The 17,326-nt window shown below is 48.1% G+C and carries 14 protein-coding genes; 10 read left to right on the forward strand and 4 right to left on the reverse strand.

Going from position 1 to position 17,326, the window contains the following annotated elements:
* Positions 1-151: 151 nt before the first annotated feature.
* The 3 genes from QUA53_RS18905 (at position 152) to QUA53_RS18915 (ending at position 3,516) form a co-directional block, all read left to right on the forward strand.
* Complete coding sequence (locus QUA53_RS18905) at positions 152-403, forward strand: hypothetical protein (RefSeq protein ID WP_333099205.1); 252 nt, start codon at positions 152-154, stop codon at positions 401-403.
* A gap of 541 nt (positions 404-944) precedes the next feature.
* On the forward strand, positions 945-2,612 hold the full coding sequence (locus tag QUA53_RS18910; RefSeq protein WP_333099204.1) for an ABC transporter ATP-binding protein: 1,668 nt from the start codon (positions 945-947) through the stop codon (positions 2,610-2,612).
* 43 nt (positions 2,613-2,655) lie between these two features.
* Positions 2,656-3,516, forward strand: coding sequence for a class I SAM-dependent methyltransferase (locus tag QUA53_RS18915; RefSeq protein WP_333099203.1), 861 nt, complete (start codon positions 2,656-2,658; stop codon positions 3,514-3,516).
* A gap of 500 nt (positions 3,517-4,016) precedes the next feature.
* Here the strand turns inward: QUA53_RS18915 and QUA53_RS18920 are convergent, their stop codons facing one another.
* From QUA53_RS18920 to QUA53_RS18930, 3 genes are all read right to left on the reverse strand, one after another.
* Complete coding sequence (locus QUA53_RS18920; protein ID WP_333044088.1) at positions 4,017-4,199, reverse strand: NfeD family protein; 183 nt, start codon at positions 4,197-4,199, stop codon at positions 4,017-4,019.
* A 79-nt stretch (positions 4,200-4,278) separates the two neighbouring features.
* Positions 4,279-4,467: an NfeD family protein gene (locus QUA53_RS18925; protein ID WP_333099202.1), complete on the reverse strand. Its 189-nt coding sequence runs from the start codon at positions 4,465-4,467 to the stop codon at positions 4,279-4,281.
* A 29-nt stretch (positions 4,468-4,496) separates the two neighbouring features.
* A complete protein-coding gene (locus tag QUA53_RS18930) occupies positions 4,497-4,703 on the reverse strand; it encodes an NfeD family protein (protein ID WP_333036967.1) in 207 nt (68 codons plus the stop codon).
* A gap of 214 nt (positions 4,704-4,917) precedes the next feature.
* Here QUA53_RS18930 and QUA53_RS18935 point away from each other — a divergent pair, with 214 nt between their 5' ends.
* From QUA53_RS18935 to QUA53_RS18950, 4 genes are all read left to right on the forward strand, one after another.
* Positions 4,918-7,320 (forward strand): tetratricopeptide repeat protein, encoded by a 2,403-nt coding sequence (locus tag QUA53_RS18935; RefSeq protein ID WP_333099200.1) that lies wholly within the window; start codon positions 4,918-4,920, stop codon positions 7,318-7,320.
* 69 nt (positions 7,321-7,389) lie between these two features.
* On the forward strand, positions 7,390-7,737 hold the full coding sequence (locus QUA53_RS18940; protein ID WP_190661613.1) for a VOC family protein: 348 nt from the start codon (positions 7,390-7,392) through the stop codon (positions 7,735-7,737).
* Between the two features lie 267 nt (positions 7,738-8,004).
* The gene (gene rodA / locus QUA53_RS18945) at positions 8,005-9,264 is read left to right on the forward strand and encodes a rod shape-determining protein RodA (protein WP_333099199.1); all 1,260 of its coding nucleotides are present in this window, start codon (positions 8,005-8,007) and stop codon (positions 9,262-9,264) included.
* The gene (locus QUA53_RS18950) at positions 9,255-9,380 is read left to right on the forward strand and encodes a hypothetical protein (RefSeq protein WP_333099197.1); all 126 of its coding nucleotides are present in this window, start codon (positions 9,255-9,257) and stop codon (positions 9,378-9,380) included. The genes rodA and QUA53_RS18950 overlap by 10 nt, the downstream gene beginning before the upstream one ends.
* Before the next feature lie 460 nt (positions 9,381-9,840).
* Here QUA53_RS18950 and QUA53_RS18955 read toward each other — a convergent pair whose 3' ends face one another.
* Positions 9,841-11,208, reverse strand: coding sequence for a proton extrusion protein PcxA (locus QUA53_RS18955; RefSeq protein ID WP_333099196.1), 1,368 nt, complete (start codon positions 11,206-11,208; stop codon positions 9,841-9,843).
* Between the two features lie 52 nt (positions 11,209-11,260).
* On the opposite strand from QUA53_RS18955, the gene QUA53_RS18960 reads away from it, so the two are divergent.
* From QUA53_RS18960 to QUA53_RS18970, 3 genes are all read left to right on the forward strand, one after another.
* Positions 11,261-13,471 carry a recombinase family protein gene (locus QUA53_RS18960; RefSeq protein ID WP_333099195.1) on the forward strand — a complete coding sequence of 737 codons (2,211 nt, stop codon included), beginning with the start codon at positions 11,261-11,263 and terminating at the stop codon, positions 13,469-13,471.
* 381 nt (positions 13,472-13,852) lie between these two features.
* Entirely contained in the window at positions 13,853-17,092 is a 3,240-nt protein-coding gene (locus QUA53_RS18965) for an Ig-like domain-containing protein (protein ID WP_333099194.1), read from the forward strand.
* Positions 17,093-17,126: 34 nt separating this feature from the next.
* Positions 17,127-17,326 (forward strand): hypothetical protein (locus tag QUA53_RS18970; protein WP_333099193.1); only part of this gene is annotated, 200 nt, incomplete at its 3' end.

Here is a 17,326-nt window from a genome sequence, read left to right on the forward strand (position 1 = left end):
AGGGTTTCATCATGAGACTCCTCAAAAGATTGGGGTAGTGCTATTATCCTCTATCCTTTACATAAAAGCACTACCGATGAAAGGTGATCGCTTTGCCGAATAGCACGAATTAACACGATAAGTCGATAGAGACAAAAGGAGAACAAAGACAATGAAATTTTGGTATTTGCTACTGAAACAAGCCGATGAATTAGATGCATCATTCGATAAGAATTATCCTGAGTTGAGGAAAAAAATATCAAAGGACATAGATGAAGACTTTACACAAGGTTCAAAAAAAGATGATCAATTTCTTGTCAAAGGAATGCCATGGGATAAATTGACCCTAGAGGAAATCAGCCAGCGATCGTTCTGGATCGGAGTGCACTATGCAATGAAATTGAACAAGGAGAACAAGAAATGAACAGACAAGAAAGAGGATAAAAGAAAAACCTGCAGAATGCTTGCCCTTCCACCTAATCAGACTCAGCAATCATAAGGGCAATCGCACTCTCGAATCGAAACTGCACCCGCTCCTTTACTAAAGTCCTAGCTAGGGTCGCTCTATCATCTTTCATAAATTGGAGTTCGCTCCCTAGCGGACAACCGTATAACTAAGTGTCAAAGCTTGTCTTATGGATAAAGACAAGGCTTGATACCTTTTATTCCTACAAAGTAAAAATATACGCCCATTAGTCAAGACAATTCGATTAATTTTCAGTATGATTACCGATGTCTTTCAGCGGGTCATATTACAGTCAGTCAGAAATATCTCAATTAGGCAAAGATCCGACTTTTCCGACTTTACGATCCGACTTTTCCGACTGACAGGAGCAAGGTAGGGAGCCATGATAGAGACATAAAAAGGATGCAGCCTCAAAAAAAGAGCAACTGAATCCAATCCAAACTTGGATAAATGCTACGTCAAAGCATAAATCGTGCCTGTAGACAAACTCCCATAAATCATGGAACTTATTTGGTTCTTTAAAACCCTCAACAAATACATTGCCTCCTACAAAGGGCAATTCATTTTACTCTTTACCTGCCTGATATTCGACGCCGCCTTTGATTCAGTCTTCCGAGCCAGCTTAAAATTTATCATCGATGCCGCCATCGTTCCCCAAAATTACGGTCTTCTGGTTCTAATCCTGTCATTGCTAGTTGTCGGAGCAATTCTATATGCCTGCATCGGTTTGCTAGGAATTTTCCTAGGAGCGCGTTTGGGCATTTTAATCACAAACAATATCCGACACTCTCTATTCGAGCATCTCCAAAGCCTTTCAATGGAGTTTTTTGGGCGGCGTTCAGCCGGGGATATTGTCAATTGTCTCATCGCCGATGTCCAAAAAGTGGAAAATGGCGTAATTACAATGGGGCTGACAGTTGTTGTTTTAGAACTGTCTAACTTCCTATTTTCTCTGGTTTTCCTCTTCTTCCTCAACTGGCAATTAGCCCTGCTCAGTTTAATCGGTTTAACCCTCTGCACCATTGCCCCAGCAAAAATTGCCTGCCTTGCCACCGAAGTCGGCTATAAGTTGCTGCAAAAAGAAGGACAGATTGCCAGCGTTATCGAAGAGAATATCCTCTCGCAAACCGTTGTCAAGATATTCGGGCTGGAAAACCAAATGACTGAGCATTTTGCCACCGATTTGAATGACTTAAAACAGGTTTATGTCCGGGCAACCTTTCTCTCCTACTTAGTGCAGAAAGGACCCATGATTGGTTTTGTCATGACGCAGCTTATCGTTTTGAGTATCGGTGCAGTGATGACCTACAGGAATATAATTTCTGTAGGAACTCTTACCTCCTTTCAAGTTTTAATGGTAGGTTTGAATCTCAATATCCTCGGTTTAACTTCGTCAATCCCGGCATTTATCGATGGAGTAGCAGGGCTGCAACGCATCAGCGATATCTTATCAGAAACTCCGGCGATTCAGGATGCACCGGATGCGATTGATTTACCTCACTTTTCCAGTGATATTAACTTTGACGATGTTACCTTTAGCTACTCCCAAGATAGAGGTGGAGTTAAAAATCTATCCCTGAAGATTCGCCAAGGAGAATTCGCGGTATTTGTCGGTGAAAGTGGAGCAGGAAAAAGTACAATTGTCAACTTGCTGACGCGATTTTACGACCCGGATAAAGGACGCATTCTGTTTGATGGAATTGATTTGCGTCATGCCACAGTACGCTCCCTCCGTTCTCAAATCGGACTGGTTTCTCAGGATGTAATTCTCTTTAATTGCTCCGTGCGAGAAAACATCCGCATGGGCTATTTACAAGCCACTGACCAACAAGTCGAAGCCGCAGCCAAAGACGCCGAGATTCACAAATTTATTTTGTCTTTACCCCAAGGCTACGACACACCTGTTGGTGACAGGGGCGGACAGTTATCAGGGGGACAACGGCAAAGAATCGCTTTAGCTAGAGCCTTGGTGAGAAATCCAGCAATTCTGATTCTGGATGAAGCCACATCCGCCCTCGACCCCGCCACAGAAGCCGAAATCCTCGCCACTATCGAGCGCATCACCAAAGAACGCACCGTGATTTTCATCACCCACAAAATGGCCCATGCCTTGCGTGCGGATGTCATGTACGTGCTGGAAAACGGCAGCTTGGTTGTTAGCGGTTGACACACTGATTTGACCTGTACTGAACATTTTGGAGTTAAAAATTATGACCGGCACAAATGATTACAAATGGCTAATCCCCTCTTCTCAAAACCTAGGCTCGAAATCTCTTGAAGAAGAGAAAGATATCTGGGATAAAAACCACGAAGATTATACCAACACCGCTTTCAGCATCACCCAAGACCCCAAAATCTGCAAAAACTTAATCCGTCCAGAGCGTTCTCCCGGCTATGATATTCCTAACTCGCCGGATATCAAAGTCCTAATTCCCGGTTGCGGCTCGGAAATTTATCTTCAGAAAACCTTACTAGAATTTTGCCCCCAAATTGGACAAATCTACTGTACCGATTTTTCCAAAACAGCCATTGAAAAAGCACGAGCAGATTGGGAAAAAGCAGATGGAGATTCCCGACTCAACAATCGGCAAATCGTGTTTGAGGAAGTAGACTCCACGCGAATCACCGAACTAAAACCTGAGTGGAACGAGAAATTTGATTACGTCCTCCTTGTAAATTCCGTGGTTTCCAGTGAGGATAAAACCAACCGCCACATGATACGGGAATTTGGTAAAGTTCTCAAGCCAGGTGGCAAGATATACGGATATTTCCCAACCACCTTATGCTTCTTAGAAATTGCCTATTTTAGTCGCAAACACGCTCACTGTGTTACAGAGGGATTTATCGATGTCTACGGCAATAAAGTTTGGGATGCTGAGTGGCAAACGGCCCAAATTTATTACACTCCCTTGCGTTTGAATCGCATCTTTAAAGAAGCGGGATTAAAACAACTCAGTTTGGAGATGCAGTTTTTGGACTATGAGCCTTTTGTTTCGATGTTTAAAGAGATGATAGATCATGACGACCCGGATATTTTTCTCTGGCATCTTCTAGTTCGTTATGAAAAATAGGACTTAGGCATTTGGGCGAAGCATTGAGTGAGATGCTTCGTTTCACTCAGCATGACACATAGGTTTTGCGTAAGTAGGGACACCGCCCCGTGCCCTTCTTGGTGTCAACTTAACGTCAAACGTAGTACGGGTAAACTGTCTGACGATTAGGGCTCGATCCCCCCTAGCCCCCCTTAAGAAGGGGGGGACAAGAATCTTCTTAAAGTCCCCCTTCTTAAGGGGGATTTAGGGGGATCTAGACTTTGGTAAAAGCGAGATTTCTCAAGGGTTTCAGTCTTAAGTTGACCCAATGAACACGGTGCGTTGTTCCTACTGAAAGAACCCGCCGACAAAACTGTCAGCGGCGAGTTGTGGTTGAGGTCAAACTTTAGAATCTGGAAATTAACAGAGGCGAGAAGTGCGATCGCGCGCTTGAAGAGAAATGTATCGAAATAGAAACGCGATCGCAAATTTATTGTTTCTACCCTCCGATAACTCGCCACCTACAGATTGTTTCCCAACTACGCTTCAACTATCAGAGTAATGTTTTCCAGTCTCACGACGCGAACAACTTCACCGGGTTGCAAAGTTATTTCTCGAACGCACTTGGCAGGCCACCAACTGCTTTGAAATCGCACGCTGCCACACTGATTTGGTTTAATTTCTTCTTCAACGATCGCTCTTTCTAAATGGCTGACAGTCATGATTACTTTCTCCTGCTTCTAGGTTGGCATGAAAGTTGGGATGCTATAAACTTATAGCTTGACTCCCTAACCCTTTGATTTATAACGACGCTTCAACTATTAAAGTAATATTGTCAATTCCGACTACCCGAACCACGTCACCGGGTTCAAAAGTCAGGTCTCCATCGCACTTCGCCGGCCACCAACTGTTTTGGAAACGAACGCGACCGGACTCATTAGGTCGAATTTCTTCATCCACGATCGCTTTTTCGGAATTGTCAAAATTCATGATTGCTTACTCCCGATTGTAGATTTGCCTTAACTTTCAGAATTGATCGCAAACGACGCTGCAACGATCAAAGTAATATTTTCAATTCCCACGACGCGAACCACCTCACCGGGTTCAAAAGTCATGTCTCGATCGCACTTCGCCGGCCACCAACTGTTTTGGAAACGAACGCGGCCGCATTCTTGAGGGCGAATTTGTTCATCTACGATCGCTGTTTCAACATCGTTAATAGACATAGCTGCTTGCTCCTGAATATAAACTCGACTCAATTGGCGTGTAAGTTAGAAGCTTCTCTGTCAACTTCCCCTCCACACTCAACAGTATCCCCTGCCAACCTCGGCCGTGTCAGTCGGGAAAAGTCTATACAAGTCCACTGTTTGAGCGTGTAAGCGAGTCGGAAAAAGTCTGTTAAAGTTGTCTCAGATGGGTAACGCTAAACCTGGTGACTAAATGGAAGCCGATCGTGCACTGGATTTTACCAACTCGTTACTTGTGGCTCGAAACCTGAAAACTCTCGACAACCTTGACAGCGCGATCTTTCGCGAAGCTTGGCAAGGCGTGCAAGGCAGGACGTACCAACAGGTTGCAGATAGTGAAGGGTATGGAGTAGGGACTGTTAAGGATGCTGCCTCTAATTTGTGGAAGCGGCTTTCAGCTTTGTTTGGAGATGGCGAAAAAGTCAAAAGAGACAACCTTCAAGCGGTAGTAGAACGGTATTGGCGCAGCTACTCGAAACTAGAACCGCAGTCGGGACAAACTGTTCCAGCCCAAGTATCTCTCGGACTTGATGCGGAGTTGGATATGGAAAACCCGAATTTTTTGGGCCGCTTCGGGGCGATCGAAGATCTCAATACTCTTGTCGCCCAAGGTGCAAAAGTGATTGTCATCCAAAGTGCCGGCGGTATCGGCAAAACAACTTTGGCCAGACAGTATCTCAAATCTCAAGGGTTCGATCGGGTAATTGAACTGTTGATGGCAAAAGAGACAGAGAATATCACGGCATTGGAAAGCGCGATCGAAGAATGGCTCAAGCAAGACTTTCAGGAAGAACCCGGGCCAGACTTTGGCGTCACCCTGGGACGGCTGAAGCGACAGCTTCAGACTCACAAAGTCGGCGTATTGATTGACAATTTGGAAGCCGCACTCGACGGACAAGGTAAGTTTATTGAACCGCACCGGCTTTACGTGGAACTGTTGCGAGTTTTGGCTGACGCAGCGGTGCAGTCGGTAACGCTGATTACCAGTCGCGATCGACTGTGCGATTCTGATGTCACCGTCGAACACTACCTGCTTCCTGGATTGGAAGTTGAAGTTTGGCGGCAGTTTTTTAGCGCCCGCAATATCAATATAGATGATGTCGCCCTCAAGGAAATGCACAAAGTTTACGGCGGCAATGCTAAAGCAATGGGCATTATTTGCGGCACGATTCGAGAAGATTTTGACGGAGATATGGCAGCCTACTGGCTGGAAAACAGCGAAGATCCGCTCCTTGAAACTGACTTAAAAAATTTAGTTACCAGTCAATTTAACCGCCTGCAAGAACTCGATTCGGAAGCCTATCAACTCCTCTGTCGCTTGGGCTGTTACCGCTATCAAGACGTGCCGACAGTCCCTACTGACGGACTTTTGTGCTTGCTGTGGGACGTGCCCGAAGCCGGACGCCGACAAATCATTAAATCGCTGTTGCACCGATCGCTAGTCGAGTCTCAGAAGGGCGAATACTGGCTGCATCCAGCAATTCGGGAAGAAGCGGTCGATCGGCTCTCGCCCGGAGACTGGGAGACTGCAAATCGCAAAGCAGCCGAGTTCTGGACAGAGAGTGTTGAAAATATTGAGAGTGTAGAAGATGCCCTGAAAGCTTTTGAAGCTTACTATCATTATGTGGCAATTAGCTGTTTCGAGCAGGCCGCTAGCGTCATCCTCAAAAAAATCAATATCCAGTTTGCCAAAGATTACAAGCTCGGTCGAGCGCTCTACAAATTAGGTTTCTTGCAGCCAATAATTTCAGCAACTACTCGCATCGTAAACAATGTAACTTCTGACTATTATTTGAGCGGTCTTTACAGTATTTTAGGTGTTTGTTACCGGATATTAGGCGAGATAAATCAAGCCATAGAATGCCATAAAATATCAGAAATAAAATCCACTAAATCTTTGCAAATTATCGCTAAAAGCAGCGAACCGGAAAACGACAAACAAGCTAATCTAGAATTTTGGCAAGTTAACGCTGCAATTAATATAGGTTTTTGTCAAATAGAAATGCGCGAATTAGAATCAGCTATGGAGATATTTGTCAAGCTGAAAAATTCGCAGGACGAAATCGGGATTAACAGCTATTCGATCGATGTCGGGTTAGCTTTCCTCAACTCGTATATCGGAGCCAAAAAAGAGGCGGAAGAGCTCGCCGAAAAACTTTATGCCGATCGGGAAGACAGTCAGTTGGTTGGTACGGGATACAAGTTAGTTTTTCTCGCCGCCACCTATCAAAACCTGGGAGAGACAGAGAAAGCTTTGAGCTTGTACCGCCAAGCGATCGCCCAAGCCGACCAAAACCAGTACAGCAGCATCAAAGCCAAAGCTCTCAGCGGTATTGCAGCGCTGTACCGAGAACAGGGAGAATTTGACCAAGCCCTGCAGCACCATGCAGAAGCAATAGAAATACTCGATCGAGCCAGCGCTAAATTAGACCGAGCCGAAGCTTGCTATCAACTAGCACTAACAGAACAAAAACTTGGTAACATCGAGAAAAGTCAAGAAAATTTTGATCGCGCCATTCAACTGTTCAGCGAAATGGACGCCAGCAAACAAGTAGAAAAAGTACAGTTAGCCGCAAAAAAAAAACAGAAAAAATAGCTAATTAATAGAGCAAAAAATCAGAAAATAGATACAATAAACGAAAGAACAACCATAAACTTTGTAGATATGAAACTAAAACGATTGGGACACGTAGCCGTCTGCGTGCAAGACATAGAGAAGTCTGCTGAATTCTACCGCAACTTGGGTATGGAGTTAGTCTGGAAAGATGCAGACTGGGCTTATTTGAAAGCAGGAGAGGACGGATTGGCGCTGTTGAGTCCGAGTTACGACCAAGCAGGGCCGCATTTTGGGTTTGTATTTGACGATCGTACCGAAATGGAATCCGCCTACGAACAACTCAAAGCCGATGGTGTTTCCGTCACCCACATTCACGAACACCGCGACGGTACTGCATCTTTTTACGGCAGAGATCCAGATGGGAACGGCTTTGAGTACCTTTACGAACCGGCCTGACGATTCTAGAACTTGCGAATCGCGATCGGGCTAAATCCGCTTCAGGTGCGCGGCCTGGCCCACCCTACAGATTAGTGTGTCCGCGCACTCCTAACCCGTTGCTGACGGCCCGGAACATCCCTACAACTCCCCGAATAATGTGAGGTACTCACACCGACGCTTGTAAAGTTCTAAAGTAAGGTGCAGACTCTGAATCCGAAATATATCCGCAACTTCCGAAAATCGGTTCGATAATCTAAAATCTAAAATCTAAAATCTAAAATCCTCATGTTGCAGAGAATACAAGTCAGAAACCGCTGGAAATCAATCTTCAAACCCTGGGAAGAAGCAGACCCTTGGCTGTTCGCCGCTTGCATCGCCCTTACCATCTTCGGCGGAATCATGATCCGCAGCGTCGAAATCAACCAGGGACTGATCGACTGGTGGCGGCACTGGGTAACTGGGGCAGTCGGTTTGTTCCTCGCCATCATCATTTCCCGCTGTCGCTACCAAATACTGCTTGAGTGGAAATGGCCGATTTACATATTAATCAATTTGTCGCTGATCGCAGTGCGTTTTATCGGTACTACAGGGCTCGGTGCCCAGCGGTGGATCAACATCGGCGGCTTCTACCTGCAACCCTCAGAATTTGCCAAAGTAGGCATGATTGTCACTTTAGCAGCTCTCCTGCACGAGAAGAGTGTCCCCACAGTCCGGGATATGTTGAGGATGCTGGCGATTATGGCTGTACCCTGGGGATTGATATTTGCCGAACCAAATTTAGGCACTTCCTTAGTCTTCGGCGCGATCACAATGGGGATGTTTTACTGGGGTAATGTCAATCCCGGCTGGCTAATATTGCTATTCTCTCCTCTCATCTCAGTTCTCTTCAATAACCTGTCTACACCGATTTGGATAGCCTGGGTAGTTATTGCGGGTATTATCGCTTGGCGAACCCTGCCTTGGCCCTGGTTGGGGACTTTCGGTGCTGTGTTGGTGAACGTTGTTTCTGGGCACCTCGGACATATTTTTTGGAATGTGCTCAAGGATTATCAAAAAATGCGTTTGACAGGGTTTTTAAACCCCGAAAAAGACCCTTTAGGCAGCGGATATCACTTGATTCAATCTCGGATTGCTATTGGCGCTGGGGAACTGAAGGGCCGGGGTTTGTTTCAGGGAACGCAAACTCAGCTTAACTTTATTCCCGAACAGCATACGGACTTTATCTTTTCAGCTATTGGCGAAGAATTGGGTTTTATTGGCTGTATTGGCGTGTTGTTGATTTTCTGGATAATTTGTTTCCGGTTGGTGACGATAGCTCAAACTGCTAACGATAATTTTGGTTCTTTGCTAGCGATCGGCGTACTGTCAATGTTGATTTTTCAGGTGTTCGTCAATATTGGGATGAACATTGGCTTGGCGCCGGTTACTGGGATTCCACTGCCTTTCCTAAGTTACGGAAATGCGTCGCTGCTGAGTAATTTTCTCGGCCTGGGGCTGGTGGAGGCGGTGGCAAGCCAGCGACAGCGCAAGAAGCGTTGGAATTAGATCGTTGGCAATTGCTAATTGGTAATTGGTTCTGGGAATGCGATCGCGCTTTTGATTTCTTTCGAGAGATTCTGCGGGCGATCGCATTTTTTGTCGATCGACCTAGCCACATCTAAATTTTACGCTTCCTGAGCCGAGCCTTGATAACTGTCAAGTTTGATAAAATTCTTGTGGGGTGCGCGCGAAAACCCGCCCAAAAATAAAATTTAGAGACCCAACAGCTTAAGTAGATCAACTTAATTAAACCACTTCTGACGCAAACAATAAATGCTTTTGTGCGCTATGGGTAAGCCACTCTCTGTGCAGTGGAGGTCCTACTGAGGACCTTATCAAGGCCTGAAACCATTACTATTATTACATCTTTTTTTTCTTCTTCCTTTCTTCTTCCTCACTTCCTTCCTTCTTCCTTCTTTCTGACATTCGTTTCATCCGTCGAGCCAATTCGTTGCCGAACTTCCGACTTCCATCGGACTGGCATCGGTTATATCACCTACATTGCTCGTTGCCGAACTTCCTTCTTCATGACATCCGTTACATCCGTTAAAGAATCCGTTGCCGAACTTCCTTCGCCTCTAATTATTCGTTCATATTCTTGTACGTAGCAACAGCCGAAGGCGAACTCCGGTTTAAATAGCGGAATATCCAATACTTAAATACCGTATCCAATATCACTGGAAACGTTGCAATGAACAAAAATATGAACTGCCTATTTTCTGGCAGTCCCAAATGTCTCGATAAACCTTCGAGAATTACTTCCCAACCATGAGGCGAGTGGAATCCGACAAACACATCTGTAAACAAAATAATTACGAAAGCTTTCGCACTGTCGCTGAGACCGTAAATCACATCGTCCATGAAAGACTTTAAAATCTCAATCTCTTTCTTGTTAGTGACGATAATAGCGGCAAAGGCAATGACTGAAATCAAATCGGCAAAAATATTTTTAATAGCTCCCCCACTTTCAGCGCGGTATTCCTCCGCGAGCTCAACTGCTTTCTCAGAAATCTTCTTTTCCATTTCCTCTAAAGAAAGCGACGGAGCAGTGCCTATTAACCTTTCAAATTTCAGGTGCTGCTCAAATCTCTCCAGTTCTTGTAATGCTTCTTCTTCCAGGTTAACATTTATGAAAACTGGGGCATTTTCTTGACCTCTAAAATGGTCAACTATCGGTCCGACTAGAAAGTTTTTGGAGATTTGATTCGTCAACAGCGGAACTAAAATCAAAAGCAAAATAAATCTGAGAGAAATAATTGTTTTTACTTTGGAATTGCGAAAATTTTTGACTACTTCTTTTTCAGCTCCAGGGTCTAAATCTTTAGTGATTCGATTCAAAGTTCCCAAAAGCGATCGCGGTAATAAATTTACTTCTTCATAGTTAGTGTCAACCTCACCATCGTGAATTTGAACCGCATTAGCTGAACCTTTATTTTTGGGGTCAGGTGGAGAAATGTTATTTGTTGTAGATTTTTCCTGCAGATTTACGGAGCTGACAACCGGAACAATTGCCGTCGATCTACTATTATTAATATACTTGTCGATGACTCCATCAATAAACTCTAGCTTCTCAAATATAAGGGAGTCTCTATCTTTATGGTTGAGAGGTGATCCGTGCTGGTGAGGCTCAGCGCTTTGCCCCGTTTTCGGTTTTGCCCCCACTCGCTCCGGCAGTTCCAAAAAAGAACGGCTAGCATTAAACTCAACCATTCTGGTTTGGATGACCTTGAGGTATTTTTGCAGCTCGGATTTAAAGTAAGACAAGGTGCTTTGTCCGTACTCTCCCGATCGCTCAGAGATTCCTTGACCGCCAAAATGCTCGTCTTCGATCGCCTTAATGGCTAACGCAGCATCGTAGGCCTGTTCTAGGGCCCTCTCAGGCGTTTCTCGATACCATTGGTTAGCCCTGTAGAGATATTTTACAATCCTGTGCCACGGAGAAGTATTCATAGCAAAAGCTGGTTAGTTGGCTGTAGACATTAGTGATTAAACTATTCACGGTATGGTAACAAATTTACCTAAATTGAGAACTGCCGCCGAGGATTCAATTTGGATTGTCGGCTCTGCCCGCAGCGGCAAAACCGCTCGTTTAGTCGAGCAGTTCTGCATTTGGAGCAAAACTGTCAAGCCCCTGCCCACAAAAGTTTCAGGGCTATCGAGTTCCGGGCGGCGGCGGGCTGGACAAACTGCCCCAGCAATTTTAGTCTTAGCAGCTAACGGAGACAACCGACTAGAATTGGCCGATCGCATCGCCGTCGCTACCGAAGGAAAATATACCTTTCACTCCACAACGCCCTTCGGTTTTTTTGAGCAGGAGGTATTGCTATTTTGGCCCCTGCTAGTTCAGTCGCTGAATTTGAGAGCTCAATTTCCCTTGCGACTGCAACCTGAAACCGAACTGGAACTTGCCGCGAGACTCTGGCGTCGCGAACTAGACGAAGGCATTTTGCAACAAACAGGGGTAAGTCCAAACCGAATGGTGCGTCGAACACTAGACTTATTACAACTTGCTGCTGTCAGCGGTACGCCCAGAGAAGAGATTCCCAGCATTCTGGAACAGGGATTTGCTATCTCAGGCGGATCGACCAACCTGTGGAGTAACATGGGAGAGTTGCTGGAAAGGTGGCGGGAATGGTGCTTGACGCGGGGGTTCCTGACTTACGGGATTGTTTGCGAACTCTACTGGCGCTATTTGTTGCCGGATAGCAGTTACCAGCAGCATTTGGCCTCTAGATACCAAGCTGCGATCGCAGACGATGTTGACGATTATCCGGCGATAAGTCGCCATTTGTTCGATCGAATGCTCGACCAAGGTGCAGCAGGGGCGTTCTCCTACAATCGAGATGGAGGAGTGCGTTTGGGCTTGGGGGCTGACACGGAATACCTAGCCAGACTCGAAGACCGCTGTCAAAGCGTGGAAAATTTGGACGCACAAGCCGGTTTAGCCCCAGAGATTGGAGATTTAGCGGTAAGTTTAGCAGTTAATTCTGAGGGTTTTTATCCTTTAGGCTTGAATTTGCCCGGATCGGTTCGATCGCTCCAAACCACTTCCCGGGCTCAACTGCTGCGAGAAACCGCCGAAATCATCGTGGATGCGGTGAAGTCAGAAGCCGTGGAACCGCAGGAAATCGCTGTAATTGCCCCTGGGATGGATGCGATCGCCCGTTACAGTTTAACGGAAATTCTCGCGCGAGATGGTATCGCCGCCGTATCTCTCAACGATCAGCGCCCCCTTTCGACTACCCCAGAGATTCGAGCTTTACTCACTTTGTTAGCCTTAGTTTATCCGGGACTCGGCCGTTTAGTCGATCGAGACGGCGCCGCCGAAATGCTGGTAGTGTTGGGCAGCCAGAAACACCGTTCATTGGAAACAGAAGATTCTAACTCGACTTTCAATTTAACATCTCAAATTCACCATCAAAAATCGATCGACCAAGTGAGAGCAGGTTTAATCGCCGATCACTGTTTTCGTCCAAATCTCGATCGACCTCAATTGCTGCCAATTACAGCCTTTCCCCGGTGGGACAGACTGGGACACCGAGCAGCCAGGGCCTACGAGCAGATTGTCGAGTGGATCGAACAACAGCGGTTGCAACAGCAGGAGCGGCTGTTGCCGAGTCCAATTGCGCTGCTCGATCGAGCGATCCAAAAATTTCTCATGAACGACAGATATCTGCCCTACGATCGGCTAGCAGCCCTGCGCGAGTTAATGGAAACCGCCACCCACTACTGGGAAATCAACGGGCGAATGCAGCGCGTAGAACCAACAAACGGCGGCGACTCAGAAACGATCGCCCAGTTCATCCAGTTGTTGCGCCAAGGAACCGTCACCGCCAACCCATTTCCAGTGCGTCCAGAAGGCCCAGCAGCCAGAGCCGTAACCCTCGCCAACATCTTCCAGTACCGCAGCAGCCGCCGCGCCCACAAATGGCATTTTTGGCTGGATGCCGGCTCGCCGCTGTGGCTGAGTGGCGGTGCGGCGACCTTGTTTGGCGCTCCCTTATTTTTGCGATCGCAACTCGGACGCCCCTGGGAAACCGAAGACGAAACGACCGCCGACCAACAGCGACTGCGACGAATTCTGCTAGATTTATTAAGTCGCTGTTCCCTGCTTTACCTTTGCCACAGCGAACTATCCGTCAGTGGACAAGAACAAACCGGGCCGCTTCTGCCCCTAATTAACAGCTCTGTTTCTTGTCAGAAGTCAGCATAAGAAAGTCGGCTTCTGAAGGCAAGAGGCACATATGTATTCGGCATTCGGCAGGAGGAAAGAAAAAATTATGACAGCGAAGATTTTTATTTTTTCGGCTTCTGGATCAATACACCGGGCTGACTCGAAGCCAGACTTCTAGGTTCTATAGAAATGGGGCGATATTAAAGTATACCCAACATAGGCAGCAAAACGTGCAATCATTAATATTTTGAGATCGAAAGATGCCCGGCTTAAAAAATATCCATAGCCGTTGCAGTTTTGATTTAGTATGCTAGAAATGATCGGGATTATTAATCAATTTTAAGCCAGATTTGTGGCAACAAACTGATACTAATCAGTTCTTAAAGTTAATCGGCATCGTCGTTTAAAGGAGCCAAAATAATGCCAAGTGCAGTGCCAGTAGTAAGTATACCAACTCCAACACCAGAACCGACTCCAACACCAGAACCGACTCCAACACCAGAACCGACTCCAACACCAGAACCGACTCCAACACCAACTCCGACGCCGACTCCAACACCAACTCCCTCCGGTGACGACACATTTGGTGGCATAGACGACACATTGGGCGGGGGCCAAGGTACGTCGCCCGCAGTCATCGGCGGCGTAGTCCGTGGCACCGAAACCAACGACTCCTTAGTTGGCAGTCCCGGTCCCGACGTGATTTCCGGGCTGCAAGGCAACGACAACCTGCAAGGAGCCGACGGCGACGATTTAGTATTCGGGGCAGATGATGATGACGTGCTGTTCGGCGCGCCCGGCAACGACGTTCTTGATGGCGGTTCAGGACTCGATACCCTGTACGGAGGTAAAGACAACGACTCCCTCGACGGGGGAAATAACCCCGACCAGTTGTATGGCAACGATGGCAACGACACGGTAATCGGAGGCGAAGGCAGAGACACGGCTTACGGTGGTAAAGGCAGCGACAGCTTGCGTGGAGGCTCTGGCGACGATAGCTTTTTGGGCGATCGAGGCGACGACATCCTGTGGGGCGACCAAGGTAACGACTCGCTCTTCGGTGGCGACGGCGAAGACTTGCTATTTGGCAACGAAGGAGGCGACTGGCTCTACGGCAACGCCGGCGGGGATACATTTTTTTCCGGCGACGGCGACGACATCGTATTCGGCGGTGACGGCGACGACATCGTGGACGGCGGTGCTGGCAATGACGTGATTTGGGGCGAAGCAGGCAAAGACGTAGTGGCAGGAGGCGAAGGCAGAGATGTCTTCGTCATCGGTGCCTTCAGTTCCCCCAGCGGCAGCAGCGACGGCACTAACCCGGCATTTCTCACCACAGGCGGTCCAGATCTCGCCGATGCCGACATTTTCACAGACTTTCGCCAAGGCGAAGATTTAATCGGGTTAAGTGGCGACCTCAAGTTTGAAGATTTGGTAATCTTCCAAAGCACCGAGACCAAAGCAGGCAGTACGATTATTCGCAACGGCGTCAGCGGCGACTTTTTAGCAGTATTGCCCGGAGTAGACAGCAGAACCCTAGGGCGAAGCTCATTTGTAATTGCACCCACAGTTCCCGGCAGCGCAACTCCGCTTCCCCTGCCGACGCCGACAACCAGTCCGACGCCGACAACCAGTCCGACGCCGACAACCAGTCCGACGCCGACAACCAGTCCGACGCCAGACGAGCCGGTGCCGACGTTCCCCACACCGACGTTCCCGACACCGACAACCAGTCCGACGCCGACAACCAGTCCGACGCCGACAACCAGTCCGACGCCCATCTTTAACCAACCTCCAAGAGCAGTTAACGACAACTTCACCACGGTTGCGGGTCAAGAACTCAGTTTCAACGTTCTGTTGAACGACACTGACCAGGAACAAAGCGCTCTGACTGTCACGACTTTTGCTCCAGCAAGCAAAGGGAGTCTGGTTCCCGTGGGCGGCGGCGTATTCAAATACACCCCGAATCCGGGCTTCTCGGGTACAGACAGCTTTAGCTACTCGATCTCAGACGGCAGCGGCGGCACAAGTAAGGCGGTAGTAACCATCAACGTCAGTAGCCCGCCGCAGCTAATAATTAACGACGGTGTGGTGGTTGCCAAAAGTAATCCTACCCAGACAATCACTGCGGCCGATTTGTTAGTCACAGATCCGGATAACACGCCGTCGGAAATCGTTTACACGATTACCAAAGCCCCCGACGCTACCAGAGGTTTTGTCCAAAGGGGCACCACCTTTCTCAACGTCGGCGGCAAATTCAGCCAAGACGATATCAACAACAACATCGTCAAATACAACTTGCTGGCAGGAGGGGGCAGCGACAGTTTCACGTTTACAGCCTCCGACGGATCTGCAACTATCGGGCCGGCATCCTTCAGCATCACGGTAGTAGATAATATTGTCGATCGCAGCGCACTCCCGGCAAGCAGCTTTACAGGCAGCAACCTCAGCGACTTCATCCTCGGCGGGGCCGGTGACGATACCCTCTCTGGGGGCGACGGCAACGACATCATCGACGGCAGTGGTGGCAACGACCTCGAATTCGGTGAAGCAGGCAATGACTCGGTGGTGGGTGCGATCGGCAACGACACCCTTGACGGCGGACTGGGCAACGATACTGTTGATGGCCAAGACGGCATAGACTCGCTGATCGGCGGACTGGGCAACGACATGATGTTCGGCGGCAATGACAATGACAACCTCCTGGGCGGTGACAACAACGACACCATTGACGGCGGAACAGGCAACGACTCGATGCTGGGAGAATCCGGCGACGACTCGATACTTGGTGGCACCGGGATTGACACCTTACTTGGTGGCATTGGTGACGACTCCCTCGACGGCGGTGCAGGCGACGACATCCTAGACGGTGGACTCGGCAGAAACTTGCTCGACGGCGGTCTCAATAACGATTCCATCTTGGGCGGCGACAACGATGACACGATGTTGGGTGGAGGAGGCAACGACACGGGACTCGGAGGTTCGGGCAATGACTACGTGTTGGGCGAGGCCGGCACCGACTCCCTCGACGGCCAAGCGGGCGACGACACTCTCGACGGCGGTGCCGGCAGCGACTGTCTGAGCGGCGCCTTCGGCAATGACTTGGTGTTGGGCGGCGATGACAACGACTCGCTTTCCGGCGGTGCAGGCAATGACATTTTGGGCGGTGGCAACGGTTCTGATTTGCTCACGGGCGATGCTGGTAATGATTTCTTCTACTACGAAACTCCCAGCGAAGGCGTGGACGTGATTGCTGACTTTAACGCTAACGGCAGCGAGACCGACAGATTTTTGTTCAGGTCGTCAAATTTCGCAGGTTTAACCAACTCAGGAACTACTCTCGATTTCACCAGTTTTATCGTCAGGAATATCGGGTCTAGCGGCGACAACATTAGCAAGCAATCAGTCATTTTGTTTGAATCTAAATTTGACAACGCTCAAGCAGTAAATGCAGTGTTGAAGAATCAAAACGGTTCTAGCAAAGCGGGAGCTTTCTTCGTGTACCTGAACAATACTTTTAACAAGTACGTTCTCGGCTTTGACCCCAATGTGGCAGATGACAGTCTCCCAGCTTTTGATTTGGGAGTTTTGAATTCTATTCCTACAGTGCCGGGAGCGCTCAGCACCGTCATTACTGCCTCTGACTTTAAGTTTATTTAGTAGTTTTTGAGTAGCGTCGCAAGGAGTCGGAACAATGGCAAGTGCAGTACCACTAATTTTTCTCGAAGGGCGGCTACCCGATGAGAACGGGGATAGTTTGGATAGCGGCACGGTGCCGCAGCCTACGCCGTCGTCGGGAACGGAGCCGATGATGACGGGGACTTCGACAACGATGACGGGAACCGGGACTTCGACAACGATGACGGGAACCGGGACTTCGACAACGATGACGGG

The organism is Microcoleus sp. Pol12B3, assembly GCF_036701355.1.
Lineage (GTDB): Bacteria > Cyanobacteriota > Cyanobacteriia > Cyanobacteriales > Microcoleaceae > Microcoleus.